This is a genomic window from Amycolatopsis sp. NPDC098790 (assembly GCF_044759945.1).
GTDB lineage: Bacteria > Actinomycetota > Actinomycetes > Mycobacteriales > Pseudonocardiaceae > Amycolatopsis.
Map to the genome: position 1 here is coordinate 852594 of NZ_JBIWAI010000001.1, position 24964 is coordinate 877557.

The 24964-nt window shown below is 70.3% G+C and carries 27 protein-coding genes and 1 pseudogene; 10 read left to right on the forward strand and 18 right to left on the reverse strand.

The window, feature by feature from the left end:
• Positions 1-41 precede the first annotated feature (41 nt).
• Positions 42-1025, forward strand: a complete 984-nt coding sequence (gene pseB, locus ACIQWX_RS04360) for a UDP-N-acetylglucosamine 4,6-dehydratase (inverting) (RefSeq protein WP_400865383.1) — start codon at positions 42-44, stop codon at positions 1023-1025.
• Positions 1018-2148, forward strand: coding sequence for a UDP-4-amino-4,6-dideoxy-N-acetyl-beta-L-altrosamine transaminase (pseC, locus tag ACIQWX_RS04365; RefSeq protein WP_400865386.1), 1131 nt, complete (start codon positions 1018-1020; stop codon positions 2146-2148). The genes pseB and pseC overlap by 8 nt, the downstream gene beginning before the upstream one ends.
• On the opposite strand, the gene pseI is transcribed toward pseC, so the two are convergent.
• From pseI to ACIQWX_RS04385, 4 genes are read right to left on the reverse strand one after another with little or no spacing between them, the layout of a single operon-like run.
• Complete coding sequence (pseI, locus tag ACIQWX_RS04370; RefSeq protein ID WP_400865389.1) at positions 2145-3194, reverse strand: pseudaminic acid synthase; 1050 nt, start codon at positions 3192-3194, stop codon at positions 2145-2147. The two genes, pseC and pseI, sit on opposite strands and share 4 nt — an antisense overlap.
• Before the next feature lie 26 nt (positions 3195-3220).
• Positions 3221-3673 (reverse strand): GNAT family N-acetyltransferase, encoded by a 453-nt coding sequence (locus tag ACIQWX_RS04375; RefSeq protein ID WP_400865393.1) that lies wholly within the window; start codon positions 3671-3673, stop codon positions 3221-3223.
• Between the two features lies 1 nt (position 3674).
• Complete coding sequence (locus ACIQWX_RS04380) at positions 3675-4109, reverse strand: hypothetical protein (protein ID WP_400865396.1); 435 nt, start codon at positions 4107-4109, stop codon at positions 3675-3677.
• Positions 4110-4141: 32 nt separating this feature from the next.
• Positions 4142-4768 carry a hypothetical protein gene (locus ACIQWX_RS04385; protein WP_400869386.1) on the reverse strand — a complete coding sequence of 209 codons (627 nt, stop codon included), beginning with the start codon at positions 4766-4768 and terminating at the stop codon, positions 4142-4144.
• A 144-nt stretch (positions 4769-4912) separates the two neighbouring features.
• Here ACIQWX_RS04385 and ACIQWX_RS04390 point away from each other — a divergent pair, with 144 nt between their 5' ends.
• The 3 genes from ACIQWX_RS04390 to ACIQWX_RS04400 are packed head-to-tail and all read left to right on the forward strand — an operon-like array spanning position 4913 to position 7596.
• The gene (locus ACIQWX_RS04390) at positions 4913-5866 is read left to right on the forward strand and encodes an ABC transporter permease (protein WP_400865398.1); all 954 of its coding nucleotides are present in this window, start codon (positions 4913-4915) and stop codon (positions 5864-5866) included.
• A gap of 6 nt (positions 5867-5872) precedes the next feature.
• On the forward strand, positions 5873-6688 hold the full coding sequence (locus tag ACIQWX_RS04395) for an ABC transporter ATP-binding protein (RefSeq protein WP_364463389.1): 816 nt from the start codon (positions 5873-5875) through the stop codon (positions 6686-6688).
• A complete protein-coding gene (locus ACIQWX_RS04400; protein WP_400865401.1) occupies positions 6688-7596 on the forward strand; it encodes a glycosyltransferase in 909 nt (302 codons plus the stop codon). The genes ACIQWX_RS04395 and ACIQWX_RS04400 overlap by 1 nt, the downstream gene beginning before the upstream one ends.
• Here the strand turns inward: ACIQWX_RS04400 and ACIQWX_RS04405 are convergent.
• The 9 genes from ACIQWX_RS04405 to ACIQWX_RS04445 all read right to left on the reverse strand — a co-directional run bounded on the left by ACIQWX_RS04405 (position 7590) and on the right by ACIQWX_RS04445 (position 15107).
• Positions 7590-8558, reverse strand: coding sequence for a hypothetical protein (locus tag ACIQWX_RS04405; RefSeq protein ID WP_400865404.1), 969 nt, complete (start codon positions 8556-8558; stop codon positions 7590-7592). The genes ACIQWX_RS04400 and ACIQWX_RS04405 overlap by 7 nt on opposite strands.
• Positions 8555-8977, reverse strand: a complete 423-nt coding sequence (locus ACIQWX_RS04410) for a hypothetical protein (protein WP_400865406.1) — start codon at positions 8975-8977, stop codon at positions 8555-8557. Before ACIQWX_RS04410 ends, ACIQWX_RS04405 begins: the two co-directional genes overlap by 4 nt.
• On the reverse strand, positions 8961-10289 hold the full coding sequence (locus ACIQWX_RS04415; protein WP_400865408.1) for a hypothetical protein: 1329 nt from the start codon (positions 10287-10289) through the stop codon (positions 8961-8963). The genes ACIQWX_RS04410 and ACIQWX_RS04415 overlap by 17 nt, the downstream gene beginning before the upstream one ends.
• A 1-nt stretch (position 10290) precedes the next feature.
• Positions 10291-11097, reverse strand: coding sequence for a WXG100 family type VII secretion target (locus tag ACIQWX_RS04420; protein ID WP_400865411.1), 807 nt, complete (start codon positions 11095-11097; stop codon positions 10291-10293).
• Between the two features lie 8 nt (positions 11098-11105).
• Complete coding sequence (locus ACIQWX_RS04425) at positions 11106-11606, reverse strand: YbaB/EbfC family nucleoid-associated protein (RefSeq protein ID WP_400865414.1); 501 nt, start codon at positions 11604-11606, stop codon at positions 11106-11108.
• 104 nt (positions 11607-11710) lie between these two features.
• Positions 11711-13192 (reverse strand): hypothetical protein, encoded by a 1482-nt coding sequence (locus ACIQWX_RS04430; RefSeq protein ID WP_400865415.1) that lies wholly within the window; start codon positions 13190-13192, stop codon positions 11711-11713.
• A 9-nt stretch (positions 13193-13201) separates the two neighbouring features.
• Positions 13202-13774 carry a DUF3558 family protein gene (locus ACIQWX_RS04435; protein WP_400865418.1) on the reverse strand — a complete coding sequence of 191 codons (573 nt, stop codon included), beginning with the start codon at positions 13772-13774 and terminating at the stop codon, positions 13202-13204.
• Between the two features lie 5 nt (positions 13775-13779).
• Complete coding sequence (locus ACIQWX_RS04440; protein WP_400865421.1) at positions 13780-14208, reverse strand: hypothetical protein; 429 nt, start codon at positions 14206-14208, stop codon at positions 13780-13782.
• 131 nt (positions 14209-14339) lie between these two features.
• On the reverse strand, positions 14340-15107 hold the full coding sequence (locus ACIQWX_RS04445; protein WP_400865424.1) for an ESX secretion-associated protein EspG: 768 nt from the start codon (positions 15105-15107) through the stop codon (positions 14340-14342).
• Between the two features lie 106 nt (positions 15108-15213).
• On the opposite strand from ACIQWX_RS04445, the gene ACIQWX_RS04450 reads away from it, so the two are divergent.
• A complete protein-coding gene (locus ACIQWX_RS04450; RefSeq protein ID WP_400865426.1) occupies positions 15214-15459 on the forward strand; it encodes a hypothetical protein in 246 nt (81 codons plus the stop codon).
• Positions 15460-15513: 54 nt separating this feature from the next.
• On the opposite strand, the gene ACIQWX_RS04455 is transcribed toward ACIQWX_RS04450, so the two are convergent.
• Positions 15514-17433: a glycosyltransferase gene (locus tag ACIQWX_RS04455; protein ID WP_400865429.1), complete on the reverse strand. Its 1920-nt coding sequence runs from the start codon at positions 17431-17433 to the stop codon at positions 15514-15516.
• A gap of 8 nt (positions 17434-17441) precedes the next feature.
• A complete protein-coding gene (locus tag ACIQWX_RS04460; protein ID WP_400865432.1) occupies positions 17442-17909 on the reverse strand; it encodes a GtrA family protein in 468 nt (155 codons plus the stop codon).
• A 125-nt stretch (positions 17910-18034) separates the two neighbouring features.
• Between ACIQWX_RS04460 and ACIQWX_RS04465 the strand changes: the two genes are divergently transcribed.
• From ACIQWX_RS04465 to ACIQWX_RS04480, 4 genes are all read left to right on the forward strand, one after another.
• A complete protein-coding gene (locus ACIQWX_RS04465) occupies positions 18035-19408 on the forward strand; it encodes an FAD-binding protein (RefSeq protein ID WP_400865435.1) in 1374 nt (457 codons plus the stop codon).
• A complete protein-coding gene (locus ACIQWX_RS04470; protein ID WP_400865438.1) occupies positions 19405-20160 on the forward strand; it encodes a decaprenylphospho-beta-D-erythro-pentofuranosid-2-ulose 2-reductase in 756 nt (251 codons plus the stop codon). Before ACIQWX_RS04465 ends, ACIQWX_RS04470 begins: the two co-directional genes overlap by 4 nt.
• A gap of 89 nt (positions 20161-20249) precedes the next feature.
• Complete coding sequence (locus tag ACIQWX_RS04475) at positions 20250-20864, forward strand: VC0807 family protein (RefSeq protein ID WP_400865441.1); 615 nt, start codon at positions 20250-20252, stop codon at positions 20862-20864.
• Positions 20865-20915: 51 nt separating this feature from the next.
• Positions 20916-21536: a VC0807 family protein gene (locus ACIQWX_RS04480; protein ID WP_400865444.1), complete on the forward strand. Its 621-nt coding sequence runs from the start codon at positions 20916-20918 to the stop codon at positions 21534-21536.
• Here the strand turns inward: ACIQWX_RS04480 and ACIQWX_RS04485 are convergent.
• The 3 genes and pseudogenes from ACIQWX_RS04485 to ACIQWX_RS04495 all read right to left on the reverse strand — a co-directional run bounded on the left by ACIQWX_RS04485 (position 21518) and on the right by ACIQWX_RS04495 (position 24911).
• Complete coding sequence (locus ACIQWX_RS04485) at positions 21518-23035, reverse strand: hypothetical protein (RefSeq protein WP_400865446.1); 1518 nt, start codon at positions 23033-23035, stop codon at positions 21518-21520. The two genes, ACIQWX_RS04480 and ACIQWX_RS04485, sit on opposite strands and share 19 nt — an antisense overlap.
• Positions 23036-23137: 102 nt before the next feature.
• A pseudogene (locus tag ACIQWX_RS04490) lies at positions 23138-24105 on the reverse strand (IS481 family transposase).
• A gap of 116 nt (positions 24106-24221) precedes the next feature.
• Positions 24222-24911 carry a hypothetical protein gene (locus tag ACIQWX_RS04495; protein WP_400865448.1) on the reverse strand — a complete coding sequence of 230 codons (690 nt, stop codon included), beginning with the start codon at positions 24909-24911 and terminating at the stop codon, positions 24222-24224.
• Positions 24912-24964: the final 53 nt, after the last annotated feature.

Consider the following 24964-nt stretch of genomic DNA (forward strand, 5'->3'; position numbering starts at 1 on the left):
GATGGCCGACGGCCACAGTCACCGAAACGCGGAGGTCAACGATGTCCGAGCTGGATGGCTCCAGCATCCTGCTCACCGGCGGGACCGGTTCCTTCGGCAAGGCGTTCATCGCGCACGCGCTCGCCGAACTGAACCCGAGCCGGCTGGTCGTGCTCTCCCGCGACGAGCTGAAGCAGTACGAGGCCCGGCAGTTGTTCAACGACGACCCGCGCCTGCGCTGGTTCATCGGCGACATCCGCGACCGGCGCCGGCTCGAGCGCGCCATGCACGGCGTCGACTACGTCGTGCACGCCGCCGCGCTCAAGCAGGTCGACACCGGTGAGTACAACCCGTTCGAGTTCGTCCAGACCAACGTCGTGGGCTCGCAGAACGTGATCGAGGCGTCGATCGACATGGGCGTCAAGAAGGTCGTCGCGCTGTCGACGGACAAGGCGTCCAGCCCGATCAACCTCTACGGCGCCACCAAGCTGTGCGCCGACCGGATGTTCATCAGCGGCAACCACTACGCGGCCGCGCACGTGACGCGCTTCTCGGTGGTCCGCTACGGCAACGTGATGGGCTCGCGCGGCAGCGTCATCCCGTTCTTCCGCAAGCTGGCCGAGCAGGGCGAGTCGCTGCCGATCACGCACAAGGACATGACCCGGTTCTGGATCACGCTCCCCCAGGCCGTGCGGTTCGTCGTCGACTCGTTCGACCAGATGCACGGCGGCGAGCTGTACGTGCCGCGGATCCCGAGCATGCGGCTGGTCGACCTGGCCCAGGCGATCGCGCCGGGCAGCGAGATGCACGAGGTCGGCATCCGCCCGGGCGAGAAGCTGCACGAGGAGATGATCGCCCCGGACGACGCGCGCCGGACGGTCCAGCTCAAGGACCGCTACGTCGTGCAGCCGCACCTCGCCGGCTGGGGTTTCGAGCCGCCGGCGGACGGCACGCCGATGCCGGAGGGCTTCGCCTACCGCTCGGACACCAACGACCTCTGGCTGAACGGCGAGGAGCTGCGCGAACTGGTCGAGCAGCATGCCTGACTTCCTCCCCTACGGCCGTCAGTCCATCAGCGACGAGGACATCCAGGCCGTCGTCGACGTGCTGCGCGGCGACTGGCTGACCACCGGGCCCGCGGTCCAGCAGTTCGAGACGGACCTCGCGGCCCACACCGGCGGCACGTCGGCGGTGGCCGTCACCTCGGGCACCGCGGCCCTGCACGTCGCGTACGCGGCGGCCGCGCTCAAGCCGGGTGACGAGGTCGTCGCCTCCCCGATGACGTTCGTCGCCACCGCCGCGACCGCCGCGCTGCACGGCGCGAAGGTGGTCTTCGCCGACGTCGAAGCCGACACCGGCAACCTCGACGTCGAGGCCGCGAAGGCCGCGGTGACCGAGCGCACGAAGGTCGTCGCCGCCGTCGACTACGCCGGCCACCCGGCCGAGCTGGACGCCCTCGGCGAGATCGCGCACAACGCCGGCGCGCTGCTCCTCGAAGACGCGGCGCACTCCGTCGGCGGCTCCTGGCAGGGCCGTCCGGTGGGCTCGATCGCCGACCTGACGACGTTCTCGTTCTTCCCGACGAAGAACCTCACGACGGCCGAGGGCGGCGCCGTCGTCACGCCCGACGAGAACCTCCTGGACCGGGCGCGGAAGTTCCGCAACCACGGCCTGGTCCGCGACCGCGCCGAGCAGCGCTACCCCGACGAGGGCGGCTGGCACCAGGAAGTCCACGAGTTCGGCCTGAACTACCGCCTGCCGGACGTCCTCTGCGCGCTCGGGTCCAGCCAGCTGAGCAGGCTCGCGGAGTTCAAGAAGCGCCGCGCCGAGATCCACGCCCGCTACAACGCGGCGCTGGCCGACGTCGACGGCGTGGCGACGCCGCCGAGCCGCCCGGGCGCCGATCCCGTGTGGCACCTGTACCCGCTGCGGGTCCTCGAAGGCCGCCGCAAGGCGCTGTTCGAGCACCTGCGCGGCGCCGGCATCGGCGTCCAGGTCAACTACATCCCGGCGTACTGGCACCCGGTGTTCGAGGACCTCGGCTACCGGCGCGGCCTCTGCCCGAACGCCGAGGCGTACTACGAGCAGGAGCTGTCGCTGCCGCTGTTCCCGTCGCTGACGGACGCCGACGTCGACCGCGTGGTCGACGCCGTGCGCGCGTTCTTCTAGATCAGGTCCCAGGTCAGGGGCGTGCCCTTCGCGGCGTCGACGCGGAAGGTGCGCCCCACGACCTTGGTGATTTCGGCGGGAGCCAAGCCACCCGCGGGCCGGATCGAGCGAACGTTGGCCGCGGTGACCTCGTCGCCGGCGCGGACGTCCTCGACGACGTAGAGGGACCGGCGCAGCCGCAGGCCCTCCTTCTCGCTCTCGCGCGGGCCCAGTACGGGCTGCCCGAGGGCCTCCCACGCCCGGTGCGTCTCGGTGACCAGGGCGGCCAGCTCCGACGGCTCCAGCGAGAACTCCGAGTCGACGCCGCCGTCGGCGCGCGCGAGCGTGACGTGCTTCTCGATCGCCACCGCGCCCAGCGCGACGGCCGCGACCGGCGCCCCGATGCCCGGGGTGTGGTCGGACAGGCCCACCAGCGTCTGCGTCAGGCCCGCGAGCAGCGGCAGGCCGCGCAGGTTGCTCTCGGTCGGCGACGCCGGGTAGCTCGCCGTGCAGCCGAGCACGATCAGCTGCTCGTTGCCCGCTTCGCGCGCGGTGCGGACCGCGGCGTCGATCTCGGCGACGTTCGCCATGCCGGTCGAGATGACCAGCGGCTTACCGGTCTTCGCGCACAGCTCGACCAGCGGCAGGTCGACGATCTCCGACGACGCGATCTTGTACGCCGGCGCGTCGAGGGATTCCAGCAGCTCGACCGCGGTCGGGTCGAACGGGCTGGAGAAGATCTCCAGGCCGTGCGACCGGGCCCGCTCGAACAGCGGCGCGTGCCACTCCCACGGCGTGTGGGCCTTTTCGTACAGTTTGTACAGGTTTTCGCCGCCCCACAGGGAATGCGAGTCGCCGATCCGGAACGCCGGGGTGTCGACGTCGATGGTGATCGTGTCGGGGCGGTAGGTCTGCAGCTTGACCGCGTGCGCGCCGGTCTCCGCGATGGCGTCGACGATCGACAGCGCGCGGCCGAGGTCGCCGTTGTGGTTGCCGGACATCTCGGCGATGACGAAGGGCGCGTGACCGGGGCCGATCGAGTGCGCGCCGATCCGGACGTCGTGCATGGTGCCTCCCCGGGGTGGACTGCGGGTCAGCTCAGAGTCTTGCGCAGCTGCCGGAAGCCGCTGACGGCAGGCGCGGCTTCGGCGTACCCGGCGCCCTCGAAGAGCTTTCCCGAAGCGGCGTTGTCCTGGTGCACGGCGGCGAACACGATCCGGACGCCGAGGCGCTCCCGGGCCACCCGCTCCCCCTCGGCGAGCACCGCGCCGGAGAGCCCGCGGCCGCGGCTTCCGGGGGCGAGCGTGATGCTCACCTCCCAGCCGTCGCCGTCGCGCCGGTCGAACCGGACGGTGCCGACCGGCGCGTCCTCGTGCTCGACCACGAGCAGCAGCCGCTCGGGGTTCGCGAGCACCCCGCGCAGCCACGCGAGGTGCTCGTCCAGGGCGACCACCGCCGTCGACCGCGACGACTGCCGGGTCTTCGGGTCGTTGCGCCAGCCCAGCAGCAGCTCGGCGTCCGCTTCGGTGGCTTCCCTGGCGCGCAACCTACTGGCTGACGGGCTCTTCGACCCGGTCCTCGAGACGGCGCAGCCGGTCCTCGTAGCGGGAGATGCCCGCCAGCCGGACGCGGATCTGCGCGTGCTGGCGCTGGATCTCCTCGATGAGCGTGCGGGCCTCGGCGATCTCCGCCGAGTCGGCCTTCGGCACCAGCGACATCGACTCGCGCAGCGTCTCCAGGCGGCCTTCCTGCGCGGCCACGTGCGGGATCAGCCGGTCGAGCTCGGCGCGCGTCCAGCGCAGGTCGCCGCGGGCCTGCTCGAGGCTGTGCTCCGCGTTGTCCAGCCGGCGCCGGTGGTCGGCGGTGGCGTGCTCGAGGTCGTTGACGCGCGCGGCCAGGCCGCGGGTGCGGTCGTCGACGCGGAAGTCGATGAGCTTGGCGATCCGGTCGATCACGCCTCTGCCGAGTTTCTGCACTGCCATGGGTGGTCCTTACGTGGGTGGGGGTGGCGCGTCTAGCGCAGGAGGGTGGTGTCGCCGGTCTTGGTCCAGGAGTCCAGCAGCCGCCCCTCGGCGGCGATCTGGTGCTCCGGGCCGACGATGCAGGAGTCGCCGGCGGCGTGCTCCCACGAGGTCTGGTCCGGGTTGTCGATGAACGAGAACCCGGTGAGCACGAGCTGCGCGGTCGGGAACGACGTGCGCGCGATCCACGCGGCCAGCGTGCCGGTGGTCGACCACGTCGGCTCGTCGCGCGTCGGCAGGCCCAGCGCGTCCGACAGCGGGAGCACGACCTCGCGGTTCGACACCGGGACCGCGCCGAGGTCGGCGGGCCACCAGCCCGGCACGTCCTCCGGCTCCCAGTGCATCCGGCCGGGCTCGACCAGCAGGTAGAGGCGCCTGCGGTAGTCCTGGAAGACGTACGGCGTCGCCCGGATCGCCCGGTTGAACACGACGACGTGCGTCCGCGAGCCGACGACCTCTTCGCCCGGTTTGTCCACGACGAAGCCGTTGACGCGGATCACGAGGTCGCACGCGTCGACCGCCTTCGCCCGCTGGGGGTCGGGCGGGAGCGGCTGGTTTCCGACGACGGCGACCGAACGGGGGTCGGGCCGGTCGGCGTACGCCGCGAGCAGGTTGACCATCAAGCTCGCCGCGCCGAGAGCAGCAGTCATAAGCCGAGAAAGTACCAGCACGCAGGACACACCCCGCCGCGTAGCGGTGCCTAACGTCTACCACACGGGCGGGGTGGCCCGGACGCCGCTCGTCCCATCGGTACCCTCGTCCACGTGCATGCCACCAGCACGGTTCAGGCCGCGAACTCCCCCGTTGCCGCGTCGGCGCCGCCGACGTCGGACAGCAAGACGTTCGCGCGCGCCTTCGCCGACATCAAGGCCGGTTTCTCCGCCCGCGAGCTGTGGGGTCACCTCGGCTGGCAGGACATCAAGCAGCGCTACCGCCGCTCGGTGATCGGGCCCTTCTGGATCACGATCAGCCAGGCCGTCATCGCGCTCGGGCTCGGGCTGCTGTACTCGCAGCTGTTCAACTCCCCGATCCAGGTGTTCCTGCCGTACCTGTCCACGGGCTTCATCCTGTGGGGCTTCATCAGCGGCTGCCTCGCCGAGGGCATGGAGACGTTCATCTCCAACGAGGGGCTGATCAAGCAGCTCCCGGCGCCGCTGAGCGTGTACATGCTGCGCACGGTGTGGCGGCAGTCGCTGCTGCTGGCGCACAACATGATCGTCTACGTGGCGATCCTGGCGATCTTCTTCACCGCGCTGGACAACCCGTACTCGCTGGGCGACGCGAGCGGCCAGTGCGCGACCGGCCTGTTCTGCCACCCCGGCCTCAGCTGGAACATCCTGCTGGCCATCCCCGGGTTCTTCCTGCTGGCGCTGAACGCCGGCTGGGTGACGCTGCTGCTGGGCATCATCTCGACCCGCTTCCGCGACATCCCGCAGGTCATCAACTCGCTGATCCAGCTGCTGTTCTACGGCACCCCGATCGTCTGGCCGGTCGACCAGCTGCTGTCCGGCGGAACCCGGTCGGGGATCTCCTGGGTGCTGCCGATCATCCAGCTGAACCCGCTGTACCACTTCATGCAGGTGGTCCGCGCGCCGCTGATCGGGCAGTCGTTCACGCCCGGCAACTGGATCGTGGTCGGCTCCATCACCATCGTCGGCTGGGCGCTCGCGCTCGTCGCGATGCGCAACTACCGTGCCCGCGTCTCCTACTGGGTGTGACACAACATGGTCAGCATTGACGTCCAGAACGCCTTCGTCGACTTCCCGATCTTCGACGCGAAGACCCGGTCGATGAAGAAGCGGGTCCTCGGCAAGGTCGGTGGCAAGATCGGCACCGACACCAAGGTGCCGATCATCGAAGCCCTGCACGACGTGACCCTCAACCTCCGCGAAGGCGACCGGGTCGGGCTCGTCGGGCACAACGGCGCCGGCAAGTCCACGCTGCTGCGGCTGCTCGCCGGCATCTACGAGCCGACCCGCGGGTCCGCGCGGATCCAGGGCAAGATCGCGCCGGTCTTCGACCTCGGCATCGGCATGGACCCGGAGATCTCCGGCGAGGAGAACATCATCATCCGCGGCCTCTTCCTCGGCATGACCGCCAAGGAGATGGAGAAGCGGGTCGACGACATCGCGGAGTTCACCGAGCTCGGCGACTACCTGCAGATGCCGCTGCGGACGTACTCGACGGGTATGCGCGTGCGGCTCGCGCTGGGGGTCGTCACCTCGATCGACCCGGAGATCCTGATTCTCGACGAGGGCATCGGCGCGGTCGACGCGGCGTTCCTCAACAAGGCGCGCGACCGGCTCAAGGACCTGGTCAAGCGCTCGGGCATCCTGGTGTTCGCCAGCCACGCCGACGAGTTCCTGTTCGAGCTGTGCGACTCAGCGCTGTGGATGGACGAAGGCCACATCAAGCAGCAGGGCTCGCTGCGGGACGTCCTCACCGGCTACAAGGGCCGCGACCCGTTCCAGGACATGAGCAAGGAAACGCTGCAGCGCCTGGGCATCGAACCGGTGGCGACGACGAACGGCGGGGAATGATGGCCAGCGAGACCCGGCAGCTGCCCGACGGCGCGGTCGTCGGCGTGGTCGTCACGCGGCACCGGCGCGAGCTGCTCGCGGACTCGCTGAAGATCATCGCGGCCCAGACCCGGCCGGTCGACCACCTCGTCGTGGTCGACAACGGGCCCGACGACTCCGCTCGCGAAGTCGTCGAGAACTACCCGCTGCCGCACACGTACCTGCCGTCGCACCGCAACCTCGGCGGTGCGGGCGGGTTCGCGCTGGGCATGCTGCACGCGTTGTCGCTGGGCGCGGACTGGGTCTGGCTGGCCGACGACGACGGCCGCCCGGCCGACGAGAACGTCCTGGCGATCCTGCTCGAAGAGGCGGAAAAGCGGGGCCTGGCGGAGATTTCGCCGGTGGTGTCCAACATCGACGCCCCGGAGAAGCTGGCGTTCCCGCTGCGCCGCGGCCTGACGTGGAAGCGGTCGCAGTCCGAGCTGGGCGTGGACTTCCTGCCCGGCATCGCGTCCCTGATGAACGGCGCTTTGTTCCGAGCGTCCACTTTGGACGTCGTGGGCGTGCCGGACCTGCGCCTGTTCTTCCGCGGCGACGAGGTCGAGCTGCACCGCAGGCTCGCGCGGTCGGGCCTGCCGTTCGGCACGTCGCTGAAGACGAAGTACCTGCACCCGGACGGCTCGGACGAGTTCAAGCCCATGCTGGGCGGCAAGTTCCACGCGCAGGACCCGGAGAACGAGGTCAAGCGGTACTACACGTACCGCAACCGCGGGTACCTGTTGTCCCAGCCGGGAATGCGCAAGATCGGCGCGCTGGAGATCGTCCGGTTCGGGCTGTACTTCGTCGGCGTCAAGCGCGACCCGAAGGCGTTCCTGCAGTGGCTGAAGCTGGTGCGCCAGGGCCGCGCGGAGAAGTTCTACCGCTACTGAAACTGCCCTTCGAGCGGCACCGGCACGGATTCGGTCCGGATGTTGGTGATCTCGCCTGCGGGCACGGTCTTCCGCCAGACGCGGTAGTCCACTTCGGACAGACCGAGGTCGCGCGCGACGAGGTAGTCCTCGTCGACCAGGTGCAGGTCGGCGGAGTCGCGCGTCCGGCCGAGGAGTTCGAAAGTCCCACCGCGCCACCGGCACAGCGTCCGCACGAAGGTCAGGTCGTCCAGCTCGACCTGGTCGACGGCCTTCATCCGGAAGCCGTAGGTCTCCCCGAAATCGGCCGGAGCGGCCGCGCCGGGCAGCGGGTGCAGGACGACCCGCGCGGGGCCCGCGAACTCGGCGTCGAAGTCGCCACCGCGGTACCGGGCGGTGTAGCCGCGGCGGACGAGCGGCGGCAACGGCACGGGCGGCGGGAAGAAAGTGGCCTCGCCGAAAGCGTCCTTCTGGTCGGGGATCCACCCGACTTTCCGGCTGTGGTACTGCGCGAGCCGTTCTTCGCTGTTGTCGGCGCGGCGCACGAGGAGTTCGGCGCCGACGGGAATTTCGGTCAGCAGCAGGACGTATTCGGGCAGCGGGTGGTCGACGCCGGGGAAGTACCCGGTCCCGAGGTACGGCGGCGGGTAGACGCGGGTCATTCCCAGTTCGTGCGCGATTTCCCGGTCGGTGGAGCCGTAGGAGGTGCGGAACGGGAACGTGTGGCCGGCGGTGAAGCGGAGGAGGTAGAGCTCGTCGAGCGGGCCCCAGCCGGGGATCTTGGCCAGGCCGTAGTTGCGGACGGAAGCGGCGGTGTCGAGTTCGGCGACGTCCTCGGCGCGGCCGGCGAAGCCTTGGATCCGGTGCGGTTCGAAGCGGCCGGGGACGAGGACGTTGCCGAGGTAGAGGCCGACCAGTCCCGGTTTGACCGGCAGCTGGACGACCGTGCTGCCGAGGAGACCGGCGGGAGCGTCAGGACTCATCGGTTCTCCTGCCGTTCCCGCCACGGTCCGAGACTGTCTGTGCGGACCTCGTGGATGTCGCTGACCATGTGCTTCGGAACCGTGGCTTCGAAGGTGAACTGGTCGGGCCGGTTGAAGTTCACTTCGGGGTGTTCCTCCGGCTTGGCCCAGGTCTCGGCCATCCAGCGTCCGTCTCCGGTGCCGACGGCACCGATGCCGTACCCGTCTTCACCCTCGCGGTAGATCTCGAACTCGTGCTCGAGGAAGGTGCCCCAAGTACGGATCGTGTACCACTCGTCGAGGTCCGCGATCGGCACCTGCTTCCACGGAGCGCCATCGCGGTAGAGCTGCATTTCGGCGGGCACCCGAGCTGCCGCTCGATAGGTTTCGCCCTGGTAGACCGCGTACTCCGCGGGCGAGATACTACGAACTTCCGGCACTTGCGCCTCCTCGGCCGCGTACGTCGAACCACCCACGGTCGGGCAGGTACACCCCCGCCAACGTTTCCGATCCGTCAGCGTTCACGAGCCACATCTCACCACGACCTGCATAGGCTTGGGGCGTGTGGATCCATTCCGGCACACCGCCGCCGGTGTAGCCCGTACCGAGGAACGGCGGGTCCCACGGGCGGGGCTTGGCCTGGCCGGAAAGCATCTGCATCTCATGCGCGGTGACCGGGTCGGTCCCGCCGTAACTGATCTGCATGGCTTTGGCATCGGGGGATGCCGGGAACCGCAACTGGTAAGCCTCGTTCGCGCCGGCCTTGATCGGTGTCCAACCTGCGCCCTTGTCGTCGAGAGCGAGCTTGTCGCGGAACTCCTGAGGCGTCCCGTACTGCGATGTGTCGCTGCCGCGCGCGATCGATCCGCCGACCGCAGCCGGATCGAACTTCTCGGTGGGCTTCGGGTTCAGCAGCGTGTTTTCACCGATCTCCGGCTTGACCACCTTCGTCATGATCTCGCCCGGGTTGGCCTTCAGCTCGTCGCGGACCGCCACGATCTCCGCGCGCTGGGCGGGGGTCAGGTCCGCCGTCGGCTTGAGGGTCATCGCCAGGTGCTGGTCCGGGTCGTAACCCAATCTGCTCGCCGCGTCGCGGATTTGGTTGTCCGTCGAAGTGGGGCGCGTCTGCATCGACGGGCGGGTGTACTGGCCCTGCAGCTCGTCGGCCGTGGCGTGGTGGCCCAGGTTGTTGCGCATCCCGCCCGCGCCGTCCGGTGGGTGCGTTGGTGGCGGGTTCGAGCCCGGTGGTGGCGGGTTGCCTCCGCCGCCGGCCGCGGCCGTCTTCGTCGGTGGGGCGTCGACCGGTTTGCCCGCCGCCGCGATCGTGGCCGCGTTGTTCGCTTCCGTTGTCTGGTAGTGCTCGTGGACCGCCTTCGTGCGCGCTCCCGCGTCCTCGACCGCTTTGCCCGCGCGGGATACGTGTTCCTTGGCCGCGCTCACCGTTCCGTTGAGCGTGCCCGTCATGCCCGCGCCGATCACGCCCATCGACTTCGCGCCGAAGTTCGCTCCCGCCACCGTCTGGCCGACCGCGTGGACCTTGTCCTTCGTGCGGCCGAGGTGGCCCTCCATCGTGCCGAGCGAGTCCGTGTGGACCCCGTAGCCGCCGCCGTGACCGCCCGACGGCGCGTGGGACTCGTGCGCCGGGCGTGGCTCCGCCGGGTGCGGGTTCGGCGTCTCGTGGTGCGTCGGCGACGTGTCGACGTGGTGGGGCGTGCTGGTGTGGTGCGGCGTGCTCGTGTGGTGGGTCGCCACGTCACGCCTCCGTCTCGTACGGCTTCGCGGCCTGGTACGCGCCCATCGTGAGGCCGCCGACCGTCGAGAACCGGTCGAGGCCCTTGGTCAGCTTCTCCATCGCCTCCATCAGCTTGGCCAGCCGGCCGCCCTGGCGCGCGAAGCCCTCCAGGAGCTTGCTGATCTTGCCGGCGATCTTCGACGCCGTCGCCGCGGCGCGGGCCGACGCGACCCCGCAGAACGCCGCGATCGAGCCGCCGAACGTCACCCCCGCCGAGGCCGCCGCGATCAGCGCGTCGCGGATCAGCTCGGCGATCACCGACGAAATGAGCCCGAAGACGATGCCGCGCAGCGTGCAGACGAGCATGCCGGAGATACCCGCGACCGCCGCGGTGCCGTCGAGCGTCTTGCCGAGCGACTCCAGCTCCTCGGCCATCTTCGTGAGGCTGTCGCGGTAGGCGTCGGCGGCCTGGCCGGTCCACTCGGCGACGCTGCGGAGGTCGTCGCGGTGCTCCTGGGCGAGGGTGTGCATCTCGGCCGCGGCGGACTTGAGCTGGTCGACGTTCGCGTTGATCTCGTCCGGGTTGCCGAGCAGCGCGTCGAGCGGCTCGCGCAGGAAGCTGACGTGCTCGAGCAGCCAGCCGACGCCGGCGTTGAGGATGGCGCCGAGCGGGTCGATCGCGGCGCCGACGGTGTCGACGACCGCCCCGGCCGCGCTGACCGCGACGCCGAGGACGTGTTCGCCTTCGGACTCGGAGTCCGACTTGATCGAGTCGACGAGCCCGGCGTAGGTGTCGAAGATCCCGGCACCCGAAGTCGCGGTGGTCATGGTCCCCCTCAGTCGCGGCGCATGAACGTGTTGTCCCCGAAGTCGTCATCGTCGTCACGCGGCGGCCGCGACGGGCGGCGGACCGGCGGTGGCGGCGGGGTTTCCGGCTCCTCGTGCTGCCAGAGCCGGCGCTCCTGGACCGGTTCGGGCGCGGGCGGCTCTTCGGGCTCTTCCGGAGGCACGTACCCGGTGACCATGTGCATCGCCTCGGAGTCGCCGCCCAGCGGCTCGAACGCGGCCGCGACGTTCACGGCGGCACCGCGCTGGGCCTTGCGCGCGAGCTTGAGGATCTCCTCCGCGAGCTTGGCACCCGACTTCCCGGCGAGCGCGGCGTCGGTGAGCTGCAGGTCGGTGAGCGAGCCGTTCGGGGCGACGCCGACGCGGATGGTCCCGTCGGGCGAGGCGACGGTCGTCCCGGCGGCTTCCAGCCCGACGCGGAACTGTTCGGCCTTCGCCTGGACGTCCGCGATCTTCGTTTCGAAGCCCGCCAACCATTCCTCAGGCGTCATCGCTCGCCTCCGCGGTGTCCGACGCGAGGCGAAGGCTACTGGTTCCCCGACCAGCAGAAACAAGAAACGGCCCCGGTTCCCCGGGGCCGTTTCCGATATGTCCGTTATTCGCCGATGACGGGTGGCGCGGTGCGCATGTCCGTCCCGAAGACCTCGTCCGGGTCGCCCTCGACGAGGTAGGTCGGGCGCGAGTGCTCCGTGTCCTCGTCGCCCTCGCCCTTCTGGCCGCGGCCCAGGCCGCCCCCGCCCATGCCGCCGCCGCGCCCGGCGGCGCCGCCCGAGCCGAGACCACCCATCCCACGCCCGGCGGCGGCTTCGGCCGCCCCGATGCCACCCGGCCGCGCGGCCCCCGACGCGGCACCCGCGCCGGTGGCGTTGCCCGCCGCGCCCGAGCCACCGGGCCCGAAGCCGCCCCCACCGCGGCCGGCGCCCCCGCCGACCTTGGAGTTGTAGGCCTCGTCGCCGCCGAAGTTCATCCCGCCCATCGGCATCGGACTCATCGGCGGCATGCCGCCGAGCGACTGGTTCGGGTTCGACGACGACCCACCGGCGACCGGACCCGGCGTGAAGCCGGCCGGGGTGGTGGTGCCGGCGGGCAGCAGGCCTGCCCCGGTCGTCGAGCCGGGGCCGGAGAACTGCGGGGTGCCGGTGGTGCCGGGGATGTTGCCGGTGGTGAAGCCGTTGCTGCTGCTCGGCGTGTTCACCGAGCTGGAGCCGGGCATGTCCACGCGGCCGGGGTCGTTGATGCCGTTCTTGTCCCCGGTGCCGTTGGGATCACCGGAACCGCCCCCGGTGCTGAAGCTGGGCGGCGGCGCGAAGGCCGGCTGCTTCGACGCGGCTTCGTAGAGGTTCTTGTCGTAGGTCGACATGACGCCGGCGGCCTGGTCGTGCGCGGCCTGGCTGTCCTTCTGCTTCTGCAGGGACTTGTCGACGTTGTCGGGCAGGCTGAACGGGTTGGAGGTCGCCCAGGACTTGAACTCGTCGCCCCAGCTGAACGGGATGGGGGCGGGCATGGAGTTCTTCGCCGTCGAGGCGGCTTGGCCCTGGTCGTAGATGGTTTCCGAGGCGAGCTTCGCGTTCTGCGAGTTCGCGTCGGACCACTTGCCGAGGCTGGTGAAGTACTGCTGCGCGTTGGTCGCCGCGCTGCCTTCCCAGGTGCCCTTCGAGGCGTTGACGGCGGTGTTCATCGACTGGGCGAACTTGTCGAAGACCTGGTGGACCTTGTGGTAAGCCGTCGAGACGTCCGAGACCTGCTCGACGCTCAGGTTGCTCTCCAGGAACGCCTGGAGTTGCGTGTGGTCGGTGCCCTTGTAGTCCGCGTTGGGCGCGTTCAAGCCGGTGACGTACTCGACGTCGCGGCCCTTGGTGGCGTCGGCGACGTTCTTGTCGCCCATCTCCTGCGACTGGTTCTTCGCCTTGGCTTGGGCCACCCACTGCTGGACCGGTCCGAACAACCAGCTGCCCGGGTCGACGCCTTCCTCCGCCTTCTTCTGGAGGTACGCATCGCGCTCGGCGGGCGCCATGTTCGAGACTTCTTCGGGCGACTTGTCCGCAGTCTTCGGCGGTGGCCCCTGTCGCGTCGTCATGTGGGTCCCCTATCCCTTCGGCAACCGCGGTTCGACAGCGGCCTTCGCGACCGCCTCGGCAATCTGGCACGCCTCGTCGGAGCTGCCGACGGAAGTCACCAGAACGTCCACCCGGGACGCGTCGCCCACCGGCAGAGCGAGCGTGCAGCCGGCTCCGGCCGTTTCCGGGGCTTCCTTCGCCTGCCGGCCGTTGATGTCCTTGTCGAGTACGCCCGCACCCTGGTCGTTCAGCTGGTCGACCCGTGCCTCGTCGCGGATGGTCGTTCCGATGACCATCGACTTGTCACTCGCCGAAGCGATTTTCTTCTGGTATTTGCACACCCGGGAGCCGCCGAGCGTCTTGTTCTCCGGCTCGTTGAACTCGCCGTAGCTGCTCAAATCACCTTTTTCGAGGAGTGTGCAGGGATCCGAGATCGACTCGGTGTCTCCGGAAGAGGAGCTCTGCGGGGCCGACGATTCCCCGCCACCCGCCGTCGAGGACTGCGCGGGTGAAGCAGTCCCTGGCTGCGCGCTGGTGCAGCCGGCCAGCAGGGCGCCACCGGCAACGAGCGGGAGCAGGGCACGAACAAGAAGGAGTTTCATCTACCTCAGGCCTGACCGGTCTGCAGCGAAGAGAACGCCTGGTTCTCGGTTTCCTTGTACAACCCGGCTGCTCGGGCCAGCGCCTCGTCGGCCTGCTTGGCGACCTGCTTGAGCTCGCTCAGAACGGCCTTCGCCGAACCGGTGGCGTCGTTGGCGCTCTTCTGGTCGTGCTTGGCGACGGTCTGCCCGTACGGGTGGCTGCCGAGCTGCGGCGCCTGGTCGAGGTCCACCGTGTCGAAGTACAGGTTGTCGAGGTCGTTGACCAAATCGAGGAGTGCGTCCCGGATCGGCTTCACGCCCTCCGGGGTGATCTTGAAGCCGCCGCCCTTGGCGGCGTCGACCAGCTTCTGGGTCTCCGCCGTGACGCCCTGGATGGCGCCGAGGTTCATGACGTCCGCGAACGAACCGCCGCCCCCACCGTCCGCTATCAACATCGCAGCTCCACCCCGAATCACTCAGCCCGTGCGTGTGCACCCGGAAGTCTACTAGCCGGGCACCCTGCGCAACGGCTGTTCACCGATCTCCCCTTTGAGACGTCGGAACCCCACCACCGGTTCCCGGCGGCTCAGAACTGCCCTTCGAGCTGCGCGTACAGCTGCTGGGCCAGCCGCGCGTTGTCCGCCGGCGCGTACGTGATCCAGCGCTGGCCGTCCGCGGCCGCCCTCGAGGACATCAGCCAGCGGCCCGACTCCGTGTCGAACCAGGCCAGCGGGGGGTACGTGCCGCCTCGGGTCTGGGCCGTGAACTGGCCCACGCGCTTCTTCGGCTCCTGGAACACGCGCTCGATCATGCGGAGCTGGGGCCCGCCGCTGCCGGCGCCCGACGAACGGGGGCCGCTCACCCCCGCGAACGGGTCGTACGCGTCGTCGCGGCGCTGGTGGCGGGGCTGCTCCGCCGGGCGCGAGATCGTCACCGACTGGCCGGGGGCCGCCGGGGTCAGGGGCAGCAGGTCGACGATCGCCGGGACGATGCCCGTCGGGCGGACCTCCTCGAACACGATCAAGTTCTCGTCCTGGCGAGCGAGCACCGCGAACTGGCCGTCGGACGCCACGCGGGCGAACAGGTGGCGGTCGCCCAGCTCGGCCGCCGCGGTGATCGCCACGCTGCCGCGGACGAACGTCGCCAGCGCCAGTTCCGCGTCCGCGTCGAGGCGGCCGCGGCTCCACAGCCCGCGCCCGTTCAGGTCGCGGACGACGGCGTCGCGGATCATCGCGCGCTGCTCGACCGTCGTGCCGACGTGCGGGACCTCGAACGGCGTCGGCGCGCGGCCGAACCCGAGCTGCTCCAGCAGGATGTCCACCGCTGCCAGTGACAGCGAGAACGAGTGCGGCATCGCTTCCATCCCCCCGCGGGTTCATCCGGACTTGCCGAAACGGTAGTCCATCCGCTCTCGGCGAACCCGCTTGCCCGGAGAAGATCGCCGCTGGTCCGATGGACGCATGGCCGACCCGAAACCCGCACTCGTGCTGCACCTCGCCACCGGCGGGGAGCCGCTGCTGTTCGCGCTGACGACCGAAGGATCCGGCGAGCTGGCGGGGAAACTCGCCCAGCTCGTGCGGGACGGCGCGGTCGAAACGGTGACCACCAAGGACCACTCGGCGATCGCGATCAACTTCGCCCACGTGGCCGCCGCGTACGTCGACGACCTCACCCGCAAGAGCACGGTGTTCGGCATGCACGGCTGAGAAACGCCGAAGGCCGCCTCACGACCAGCGTGAGACGGCCTTCGGCGAACAACCTCAGAGCTTGTACAGGCGCTTCCAGTTCTCGCGCGAGGTCAGCTCCGGCATGGCGCGCTTGTACTGCTCCTGCACCGCCGCGCCTTCCTTGCGCAGCCGCTGGACGACCTTCGCGCCGCGCTTGGCCAGGTCGAACATCTTGACCTTGTCGTACGAGCGGACGCGGACGCCTTCCTGGTTCGCGTCCGTCACGACCGCCGTGTCGAACAGGGCGATGTGCCACCAGTTCGCCTCGTCGATCGGCACCGCGCCGAGGCCGAAGCGGCTGCGGCCGAGGACGCGGTCGAGCACGCGCTTGATCAGCACCAGGCGCTGCATGCTGGGCCGCGGCGCGCTGTTGATGATGCCGATGTCGTTGGACGCGATGCCCGGGACGTCGGTCGCCTTGTAGCGCTTGGTCTCGGGGTACTGGTCGCGGATGCGGCGGATCTCCTGCATCGCCTCGACGCCGCCGTCACGCAGGACCTCGGGGCCCTTCAGGAAGTCCTCGACGGCCTTGATCAGCGTCGCCGACAGGCCGTACTGCATGCCCAGCAGGTAGCGCACCAGCTGCGCGAGCAGGACCCGCGAGAGCAGGTTGAGGTTGAACGGCGAGTGCAGTGCCGCGGTGATGATCGAGTTGCGCAGGTTGAAGTACCGGTGCCACTCGTCCCAGTCCTTCATGTGGAAGTCCGCGTGCCACACGCCCGCACCCGGCAAGGTGACGGTCGGGAAGCCGTGCGCGCGGGCGCGGTAGGAGTACTCCGCGTCGTCCCACTGGAAGAAGAACGGCATCGGGTAGCCCGTGGCCTGGACGACCTCGTAGGGGATCAGGCACGACCACCAGCCGTTGTAGCCGGCGTCGAGGCGCCGCTCCTGGCGGTTCGGCTTCAGCGTCTCCTCGTCGACGCCGAGCAGGTCGGCCGTCGAAAGGGAGTGCTCGACCGGCTGGCCGGGTTCCAGGGTGTTGAGCCGGGCGTACTCGGCGCCGACGTGCAGCTGGTTCGGGTGGAACAGGTTGAGCATCTGGCCGCCGACGATGATCGGGTTGGCGGCGCGGTTCGAGAACGCCGTCATCCGGATCACCAGGTCCGGCTCGAGCAGGACGTCGTCGTCCATGAACAGGACGTTCGCGTGCTCGGTGGCGGTGTGCCCGGCGACCTCGAAGAGGCCGCGGGTGAAGCCGCCGGCGCCGCCGAGGTTCGGCTGCTTGATGTAGTGCAGCTTGTCGGCCAGGTCCTTCGCGACCTGCTCGAATCCGTCGCGGGACTCGACGAGGTCGGTGCCCTGGTCGGCGACGTAGATCGCGTCCAGCGTGTCCAGCGAAGAGACGTCGGCGGCGAGGGCCTGCAGGTTCTTGAGGCAGTCGTCGGCGCGGTTCATCGTGCAGATGGTCACCGCGGTCGGGCGGATCTTCTCCGGTGCCTCGACCGTCCAGCGCACCTGCTCGACGCGCAGCGTCTGGCCGCCCTCGGTCTCGAGGTCCAGCCAGAGCGCGCCGCCGTCGTAGAACTTGTCCAGCTTCGAGGTCAGCGACACCTTCGCCTGCTTGGCGTCGGCGACCTGCTGGGCGTCGACCACGCGCGGCTCGCCCTCGACGTCGGAGGCGCCCATCGACAGCAGGCCGGTGCCGGTGACGACGGCCTCGACCGACACCTCGGACACGTTCGTCCAGCGCTGCCAGTAGCTGGCCGGGAAGCGGCCGAAGTACGTGTTGCCGGACACCTTGGAGGCCGGCTCGAGGGTCAGGACCGCACGCTCGCGCACGGCCGAACCCCACTCCAGCTCGGCGTAGAGGTCCTTGCTGACGATCGGCGCCGGACCGGCGTAGAGACCGCGCTGCGCCGTGAGGCGACCCTGCGGAGTGTGCTCGGTGAACCGCGTCTCGGCGGCCGCGCCGGCTTCGGTGGCCGGTGCCGGGGTGGCTGTTTTACCGGGCATTGAGTTCCTCAGTTCTCCTCGGTCGACGGCTCGCGGAACACGACCCACTTGAGCATCACGAAGTTGATCACCGTGGCGGTGGCCTGCGACACGGCCCAGCACAGGGTGTGCTGCCAGGCGGACTCGGGCAGCACGTTCAGCATCAGCTGGTTCACCCCGACCGCGACGAAGAACGTCACGGTGTAGAGCAGGACGAACGAACCGACCTGTGCCTTGCCGTCCTTGCGGCCGCCGGCGAACGTGAACTTCCGGTTCAGGAAGAACGCCGTGGTCGTGCCCACGATGAAACTGATAGCGCGAGCGACGTCGACCCACGGTGAAGCGGCCATCCCGGCCACCTGCGTCAGCAGGGTGTAGGTGCCCAGGTCGACCAGGGCGCAGAAGCCCCCGATCAGGGCGAAGCGGATGAGCTGGCCCAGCAGTCCGGGAGAGGACTGAGCAGCCGTTAGGTCGGCTTGCGGATCGGTCGCCACCACTGCATTACCTCGTTGCCTGAGTCATGGTCACCCGCGCGGGCGCTTGTGCCTTGATGCGCAAAGTGTAGAGACGAGCACTTCAGGGTCACGTTCCGGGCGTGTTTCGGCGTGGCTACCCTGGTCGGGTGACCCAATCCCCCGAGACACAGCGTCGCACGCTCACCGGCTGGGGACGCACCGCTCCGACCGTCGCCGACGTCCTGACCACGCCGGACGTCGAGACCATCGCCCGTGCCGTGCGCCAGGCCGGCGAGCGCGGCGTCATCGCGCGTGGCCTCGGCCGGTCCTACGGCGACCCGGCGCAGAACGCGGGCGGCCTGGTCGTCGACGTGACCGCGCTCGACCGGATCCACTCGATCGACCCGGACTCGGGCCTCGTGGACCTCGACGCCGGCGTCAGCCTCGACAAGCTGATGCGCGAGGCGCTGCCGTACGGCCTGTGGGTCCCGGTGCTGCCGGGCACCCGCCAGGTGACGATCGGCGGCGCGATCGCCAACGACATCCACGGCAAGAACCACCACAGCGCGGGCAGCTTCGGCAACCACGTCGTGTCGATGGACCTGCTGACCGCGGACGGCCAGGTGCGCACGCTCACGCCGGAGGGCCCCGAGTCGGAGCTGTTCTGGGCGACCGTCGCGGGCATCGGGCTGACCGGGATCATCGTGCGCGCCACGGTCCGGATGAAGAAGACCGAGACCGCGTACTTCATCGTGGACGCCGACCGCACGGGCAGCCTGGACGAGACGCTCGGCCTGTTCACCGACGGCTCCGACCTGACTTACGACTACTCGATGTCGGTGCCGGACCTGATCTCCTCGGACCACCGCCTCGGCCGGGCGACCTTCTCGCGCGGCTCGCTCGCGAAGCTGGACGAGCTGCCGCCGAAGCTGCGGGCCGAGCCGCTGAAGTTCGACGCGCCGCAGCTGGCGACCCTGCCGGACGTCTTCCCGAACGGCCTGGGCAACAAGCTCACGTTCGGGCTGATCAACGAGCTGTGGCAGAAGACCGTGCCCAAGAAGGGCGCGCGCGGCAAGATCCAGAACCTGACGCAGTTCTACCACCCGCTGGACATGCTGAGCGAGTGGAACCGCGCCTACGGCTCCAAGGGCTTCCTGCAGTACCAGTTCTCGGTGCCGTTCGGCGCGGAGGACCAGCTCAAGGCCATCTGCCGGCGCATCGCGACGTCGGGGCACTACTCGTTCCTCAACGTGTTCAAGCGCATGGGCGACGCCAACCCGGCGCCCATGTCGTGGCCGTCGCCGGGCTGGATGCTCAGCGTCGACTTCCCGATCAAGCACGGCCTGAGCCGGTTCTGCCTGGAGCTCGACGACGCCGTGCTCGAAGCGGGCGGCCGGCTGTACACCGCGAAGGACTCCCGGACGTCGGCGGAGACGTTCGCGAAGATGTACCCGCGGCTCGAAGAGTGGCGCAAGATCCGCGCTTCCGTTGACCCCGAAGGCGTTTTCGCCTCTGACATGAGCCGGAGGCTCGAACTGTGATCGACGCGGTGGGCAACCCCCAGTCCCTGCTCCTGCTCGGCGGCACGTCCGACATCGCGCTGGCGATCGCCGAGAAGTACCTGGCCGAGAAGCCGCTGCGGGTCGTGCTCGCGGCCCGGCCGTCGCCCCGGCTCGACGCGGCCGCGCAGCGCCTGAAGGACCGCGGCGCCGAGGTGTCCACTGTGGACTTCGACGCCAAGGACACGGCGTCGCACCCGGGCGTGCTGGACAAGGCGTTCCAGGGCGGCGACATCGACGTGGCGGTCGTCGCGTTCGGCCTGCTCGGCGACCCGGAAGAGGTCTGGCAGGACCACGCGAAGGCCGTCGAGCTGGCGACCGTGAACTACACGGCCGCGGTGTCGGTCGGCGTCGCGCTGTCGGAGAAGCTCAAGGCCCAGGGTCACGGCACGGTGATCGCGCTGTCGTCGGTGGCAGGCGAGCGCGTCCGGCGGTCGAACTTCGTGTACGGCTCGACGAAGGCCGGTTTCGACGGCTTCTACCTGGGTCTGGGCGAGGCGCTGGCGCCGTCCGGCGTGCAGGTGACGGTCGTCCGGCCCGGGCACGTCAAGACGAAGATGACCGAGGGGCTGAAGGACGCTCCCCTGGCGCAGACGGCCGAGCAGGTCGCGGAGATCGCCGTGTCGGCCGCGCGCGCGGGCAAGGACCTCGTGTGGGCGCCGGCGCAGTTCCGGCTGGTGATGTCGGCGCTGCGGCACGTCCCGCGGCCGATCTTCCGCAAGCTCCCCATCTGAGGCCTCCACCCCCGGGTTGACGCGGAGTTCCATCCGGACCCGGTCCGCGAGCCGATGTGCGCACCAGGCAGCCGAAACAGACTGTCACCATGGTGAACACGACGCGCGACCGCGGTGGGCTGACGATGCTGCTCCGCGACGTCGCCCTCCCGATGGCCCTCTACTACGTCCTGCGCTCCTTCGAGGTCGACGCACTGTGGGCGCTGCTGATCAGCGCCGTCCCGCCGGTGCTGCGGACCGGGTACGTCCTGGCGCGGCACCGGCGGATCGACCCGATCGGCGCGTTCGTGCTGGCCGTGCTGCTGGTCAACAGCGCGGTGGCGATCTTCTCCGGCGACCCCCGGCTGCTGCTCGTCCGCAGTGCCTGGCTCACGCTGCCGCTCGGCGTGGTCATGCTGGCCAGCCTGGTCGTCGGGCGGCGGCCGCTGCCGTTCCGGGCCGCCTGCGCACTCCAGCCCGCTCGCGCCGGGCACCTCGACCGGCTGTGGGGCCTTTCCCGGCCGTTCCGGGAGCGGTGGCGCTCGGCGACGCTCTGGTGCGGTGCCGGGTGCCTCCTGCTGGGGTGCGCCGTCGTCGTGCTGGCGTTCACGCTGCCGGTGGACGTCGTGCCGTTCCTCGACGCCGTGCTGACGGCGGGCAGCGTGGTGCTCGGCGTGAAGCTGATGCGGCAGCGGCTCGGCATCAACCGTCCGGTTGATGCGTGACGAGCCGGCTCGACGATGCCGCCGGCCGGCCTGGTCGGCGAAGCTCGGGGCATGCTCGGCACGCTCTTCTGCGACATCGCCGCCCCGGTCGGCGGCTACTACCTGCTGCGCGCGTTCGACGTCGCGCCCGTCTGGGCGCTGACGCTCAGCGGTCTGCCGCCGGCGCTGCGGGTGCTCTACCTCGCGGTGCGGCACCGGCGCGTCGACGGCATGGGCGTCTTCGTGCTGCTGATCGTCGCAGTCGGCTTGGCGACGACGCTGCTGACCGGGGACGCGCGGCTGCAGCTGGTCCGCGGCGCCTGGTTCAGCGTGCTGATCGGCGTCTGGATGCTGGCGAGCCTCCGCGTCGGCCGCCGCCCGACGACCTACCAGGCGACGCTCGCGCTGCTACCCGGCCGGGCGTCCACATTGGAGGCGCGGTGGGCGGACACGGCGTCGTTCCGGCGGGTCTGGCGGGTGCTGACGGTCGTGTGGGGCGTCGGCGGGCTGCTGCACAGCGCGGGCAGCATCGTCATGGCGTACACGCTGCCCGTCGACGTCGTGCCGGGCCTCGACACGGCGTTGTCGATCGGCAGCTTCGTGCTGCTGCAGGTCGTCACGCAGGTGCTGCTGGCCCGGGAAGGGACGATGAACCGGCTGTTCCGCGGCCGGGATCAGCTGCCCGCCGCGTGAGCGGGGACCAGGTACAGGTTCTGGGTGCCCATCCACGGCGAGTCGATCCGCCAGCTCGCCAGCGCCGTCGGCGGCGGGGTGCGGCGGGTCGTGGCCAGGACCAGGTCCGGGCTGATCGGGGCGACGCTGTGGTCGAAGTTGTGGAAGTTGGCCTCCAGCAGCGCGCGGCCGAGGTCGCCGCTGCGGCGCTTCGTCTCGCTGATCGCCGGGTCGACCGCGCCGCGGTCGGAGAACTCGTCCACCAGCTCGCAGTCGCACGCGTACGCCAGCGCGCCGACCTCGCCCGCCGTCTCCACCTTGCGGCCGTGGGCGATCGACGCCAGCTGCTCGCCGATCTCGCGGTACTCCGTCGTCGACGCGTGGTTGCTCGTGATCGGCGCGAACTGCCGGGGCAGCCCCGGTAGCGCGTACGCCACGAGACTCGCCGCGAGGACCACGCCCGTCGCCGTCCACGCGCCGCGGCGGACGCGGTCCGGGACCGCGCTCGCGCACGCCGCCAGGAAGATCGTCGCGCCGATGATGCTCGGCGCGTAGTACCAGTGGTACGGCGGGACGCCGAGCCGGCTGTAGGCCAGGTAGTGCAGCGCGCTCGCGACGGCCAGCGCCGCGAACGGCGTCAGACGGCGGGCCGTCTCCGAGCCCCGGCGGTACTGGACGATCCAGACCACGCCGGCCAGGCCCGCGAGGGGTAGCGGCAGGAACGACAGCACCGCCTCGGCCGGGAAGTTGCGCCAGTACAGGAGCGGGCCGTTGGTGAAGCTGAACGGGCCCCACGACTGCTGGCTGATCTTGATGACCAGCGTGTCCGGCACGGCCGAGCCGAGCACGAGCCAGCTGAACCCGAACCACGGCAGCATCACCGCGAGGGCGGCGAACGCCGTGCGCCAAATGCCGGCCCAGAACTCCCGGCGGGCCGCGAACAGCACCGCCGCGATCAGCAGCAGGTCGATCCGGACGAGGGCGAGCAGCCCGATCACCACGCCGAGCCGGCCCGCCTTGCGCTCGCCCGCGTAGACGAGCGTCCAGACGACGCCGGTGGCGCCGAGCGCGACCTCCAACCCGACCGACGACAGCAGCAGCGGGTTGAGCAGCAGCAACGCGAACGTCACGGGCGCGAACGCGGCCGGCAGCCCGGTGCGCTCGCCGAGCCGGCGCAGGCCGAGGACGAGCAGCACCTGCGCGGCGACGAACACGATGCCGGCGGCCAGGACGGCGTCGCGAACGATGAACGTGACCGCGGCCAGGGCCAGGACGTTGAGCGGGGACGTCGCGGTGTTCGCCGTCCCCTGCTCGATCAGGCCCCAGTGCGCGTGGAAGGCGAGGTTCTTCGCGTAGGACAGCGTGATGTAGGTGTCATCGATGAGATGGCTGCTGACCAGGGCGAACATCAGAGCGGAGGCCGCCGCGGCGCCCGCCGGGAGGGCCCACGAGCGGGCGACGGGCACGGTCGCCGGCAGCGCGGTGGCGACCTTGGGGAGTTCTGCGGAGGCGCTTCGCATCCGAAACACCGTACCCCGCCCGTGATGCTTCTGTGATCTGAGCGGAGTACGGGTGGCTCAGCCCACAGCGGTCGGCTTCGCACTTTCCTAGGGAAAGTGCGGCTAGATGTAGTGCCCTGTGAGGTTGTTGACGGGGGTGATGGGTGGTTTGCCGCCGAGTGAGGTGTGGGCTCGGTGGTGGTTGTAGCGGTGCAGGAACTCGGGTAGCGCTTCGGCGCGGTGGTGTGAGCTGGTGAAGAGCTGGGCGTAGGCCCAATCCTCGGCGAGGGTGCGGTTGAACCGTTCGGCTTTTCCGTTGGTTTGCGGCCGGTAGCGGCGGATGAAGCGGGCTTGGGCGCCGAGGTCGGCGAGGGTGTCGCGCCAGGCGTGAGAGCGGCGGTAGGCCAGGGCGTTGTCGGTCATGACGCGTTCGATCCGGTCGATGCCCAACTCGGCGAACGCGGTGGCGGCGCGGCGGAGGAATCCGGCGCAGGTGGCGGCGGTTTCGTCGGGGTGGATTTCGGCGTAGGCGATGCGGGTGTGGTCGTCGATGGCGCAATGAACGTACTCGTAGCCGACGCGTGGTGCGTGACGTGCGGCGGCGTGTTGGGTGCTGTCGCGGCCGTGGGCTCGCCAGCCGCCGCCGTCGCGGAGCCGGCCGAGTTTCTTCACATCGACGTGGAGGAGTTCGCCGGGCGGTCGCGTTCGTAGCGGCGGATGGGTTGTCCGGTGGGGCGGTCCAGCCAGGCCAGTTTGGGCATGTGGTGGCGGGTCAGGACCCGGTGCACCGTGGAGGCGTGCAGGTCGAGGATTCCGGCGATGCGGGCCGGGCCCAGTCGGCGGGTCCGGCGCAGGTCGATGATCTGCTGCTCGATCTCCTCGGGAACCCGTCGGGGTGAGTGGTGCGGCCTGGAGCAACGGTCGAGCAGGCCGGCTTCGCCGTGTTCGCGGTAGCGGCGGACCCATTTGTGCCCGGTCGCGCGGGAGATTCCCAGCTCGGCGGCGACATGCGCGACTGGGCGTCCAGCGGTGACACGGTCGATCAGCAACCGGCGTCCGTGCAGGGTCAACCGGGCGTTACGGTGGGACACGAAGACCTCCGTTGTGTTCGGTGATGGCGTCAGACACCAGCACCACACACGGAGGTCTTCGTCATGTTCAACCCGACGCGCCGCTCAACCGTCAACAACGTCCATGGTCACTACAGCTAGATGCCGTTCCCCTCGCCGGAATTGTTCGAATCACCGGAGTTGCCGGAGTTTCCGCCGCCTCGGCCGGGGAAGCCGCGGCCGTCGGGGCCCTGGTTGGGGCCGTCGTACTGGCGGTGGATGCCGGGGCGGCCGTCGCGGGGGCCGCCGCCGTGGTGGGTCGCCGCGGCGATGCCACCGACGATGCCGCCGCCGATCAGCAGGCCGAGGACGCCGACTCCGACGAGCTGCGTGGCGCGGTGCCCGACGAATCGCCGGAAGCCGCCGGGCTGCCGCGGGGCGACTTGGGGCGGGCCCCAAGCGCCGTAGGCGTGGCCGGGGCCGGGCTGGGCGAGCTGGGGAGTGGGCGGCGCGGGTGGGGGCTGCTGGCCGTGGGCCGCGGTCTGGTCGCCGGCCTGCGCCGCGTTCGGCAGGGCACTGGTCCCGGCCGGGGCCTGGGCAGTCGACCCGGCCGGCTGTTGCGCGGCGGCGGGCTCGGCCTGCGGGGCCGGCTGGCCCGGCTCAGCGGCGGAAGGAACCTGCGCGGTCGGCTGGCCCGGCTCGGTGGCCGGTTGCTGCGCGGTGGGCTGGTCCGCCGCGCCCGGCGTGGGTGCCGCCGGCTGGTGCGTCGTCGGCTGGTCCGCCGCGGTGGGCTGCTCGACGGTCGGCTGGTCGGCCCCCTTCGGGACCTCGCGCGGCTGGTCGTTCATCGTCGCTCCTGGGGTCACGGGGACGGGCGTACTGCCCGCCCCCACCACCTCAG

What these genes read in the sequence shown, in the direction of transcription:
- ACIQWX_RS04400 (WP_400865401.1), top strand. Translation starts at nt 6,688, where the DNA reads ATGGCCAGCGAGACCCGGCAGCTGCCCGACGGCGCGGTCGTCGGCGTG.
- ACIQWX_RS04445 (WP_400865424.1), bottom strand. Translation starts at nt 15,107, where the DNA reads ATGCCGCACTCGTTCTCGCTGTCACTGGCAGCGGTGGACATCCTGCTG.
- ACIQWX_RS04405 (WP_400865404.1), bottom strand. Translation starts at nt 8,558, where the DNA reads ATGAGTCCTGACGCTCCCGCCGGTCTCCTCGGCAGCACGGTCGTCCAG.
- ACIQWX_RS04440 (WP_400865421.1), bottom strand. Translation starts at nt 14,208, where the DNA reads ATGTTGATAGCGGACGGTGGGGGCGGCGGTTCGTTCGCGGACGTCATG.
- ACIQWX_RS04435 (WP_400865418.1), bottom strand. Translation starts at nt 13,774, where the DNA reads ATGAAACTCCTTCTTGTTCGTGCCCTGCTCCCGCTCGTTGCCGGTGGC.
- ACIQWX_RS04475 (WP_400865441.1), top strand. Translation starts at nt 20,250, where the DNA reads ATGGTGAACACGACGCGCGACCGCGGTGGGCTGACGATGCTGCTCCGC.
- ACIQWX_RS04420 (WP_400865411.1), bottom strand. Translation starts at nt 11,097, where the DNA reads ATGACCACCGCGACTTCGGGTGCCGGGATCTTCGACACCTACGCCGGG.
- ACIQWX_RS04455 (WP_400865429.1), bottom strand. Translation starts at nt 17,433, where the DNA reads ATGCCCGGTAAAACAGCCACCCCGGCACCGGCCACCGAAGCCGGCGCG.
- pseB (WP_400865383.1), top strand. Translation starts at nt 42, where the DNA reads ATGTCCGAGCTGGATGGCTCCAGCATCCTGCTCACCGGCGGGACCGGT.
- ACIQWX_RS04425 (WP_400865414.1), bottom strand. Translation starts at nt 11,606, where the DNA reads ATGACGCCTGAGGAATGGTTGGCGGGCTTCGAAACGAAGATCGCGGAC.
- ACIQWX_RS04430 (WP_400865415.1), bottom strand. Translation starts at nt 13,192, where the DNA reads ATGACGACGCGACAGGGGCCACCGCCGAAGACTGCGGACAAGTCGCCC.
- pseI (WP_400865389.1), bottom strand. Translation starts at nt 3,194, where the DNA reads ATGCACGACGTCCGGATCGGCGCGCACTCGATCGGCCCCGGTCACGCG.
- ACIQWX_RS04495 (WP_400865448.1), bottom strand. Translation starts at nt 24,911, where the DNA reads ATGAACGACCAGCCGCGCGAGGTCCCGAAGGGGGCCGACCAGCCGACC.
- ACIQWX_RS04485 (WP_400865446.1), bottom strand. Translation starts at nt 23,035, where the DNA reads ATGCGAAGCGCCTCCGCAGAACTCCCCAAGGTCGCCACCGCGCTGCCG.
- ACIQWX_RS04480 (WP_400865444.1), top strand. Translation starts at nt 20,916, where the DNA reads ATGCTCGGCACGCTCTTCTGCGACATCGCCGCCCCGGTCGGCGGCTAC.
- ACIQWX_RS04395 (WP_364463389.1), top strand. Translation starts at nt 5,873, where the DNA reads ATGGTCAGCATTGACGTCCAGAACGCCTTCGTCGACTTCCCGATCTTC.
- pseC (WP_400865386.1), top strand. Translation starts at nt 1,018, where the DNA reads ATGCCTGACTTCCTCCCCTACGGCCGTCAGTCCATCAGCGACGAGGAC.
- ACIQWX_RS04450 (WP_400865426.1), top strand. Translation starts at nt 15,214, where the DNA reads ATGGCCGACCCGAAACCCGCACTCGTGCTGCACCTCGCCACCGGCGGG.
- ACIQWX_RS04380 (WP_400865396.1), bottom strand. Translation starts at nt 4,109, where the DNA reads ATGGCAGTGCAGAAACTCGGCAGAGGCGTGATCGACCGGATCGCCAAG.
- ACIQWX_RS04385 (WP_400869386.1), bottom strand. Translation starts at nt 4,768, where the DNA reads ATGGTCAACCTGCTCGCGGCGTACGCCGACCGGCCCGACCCCCGTTCG.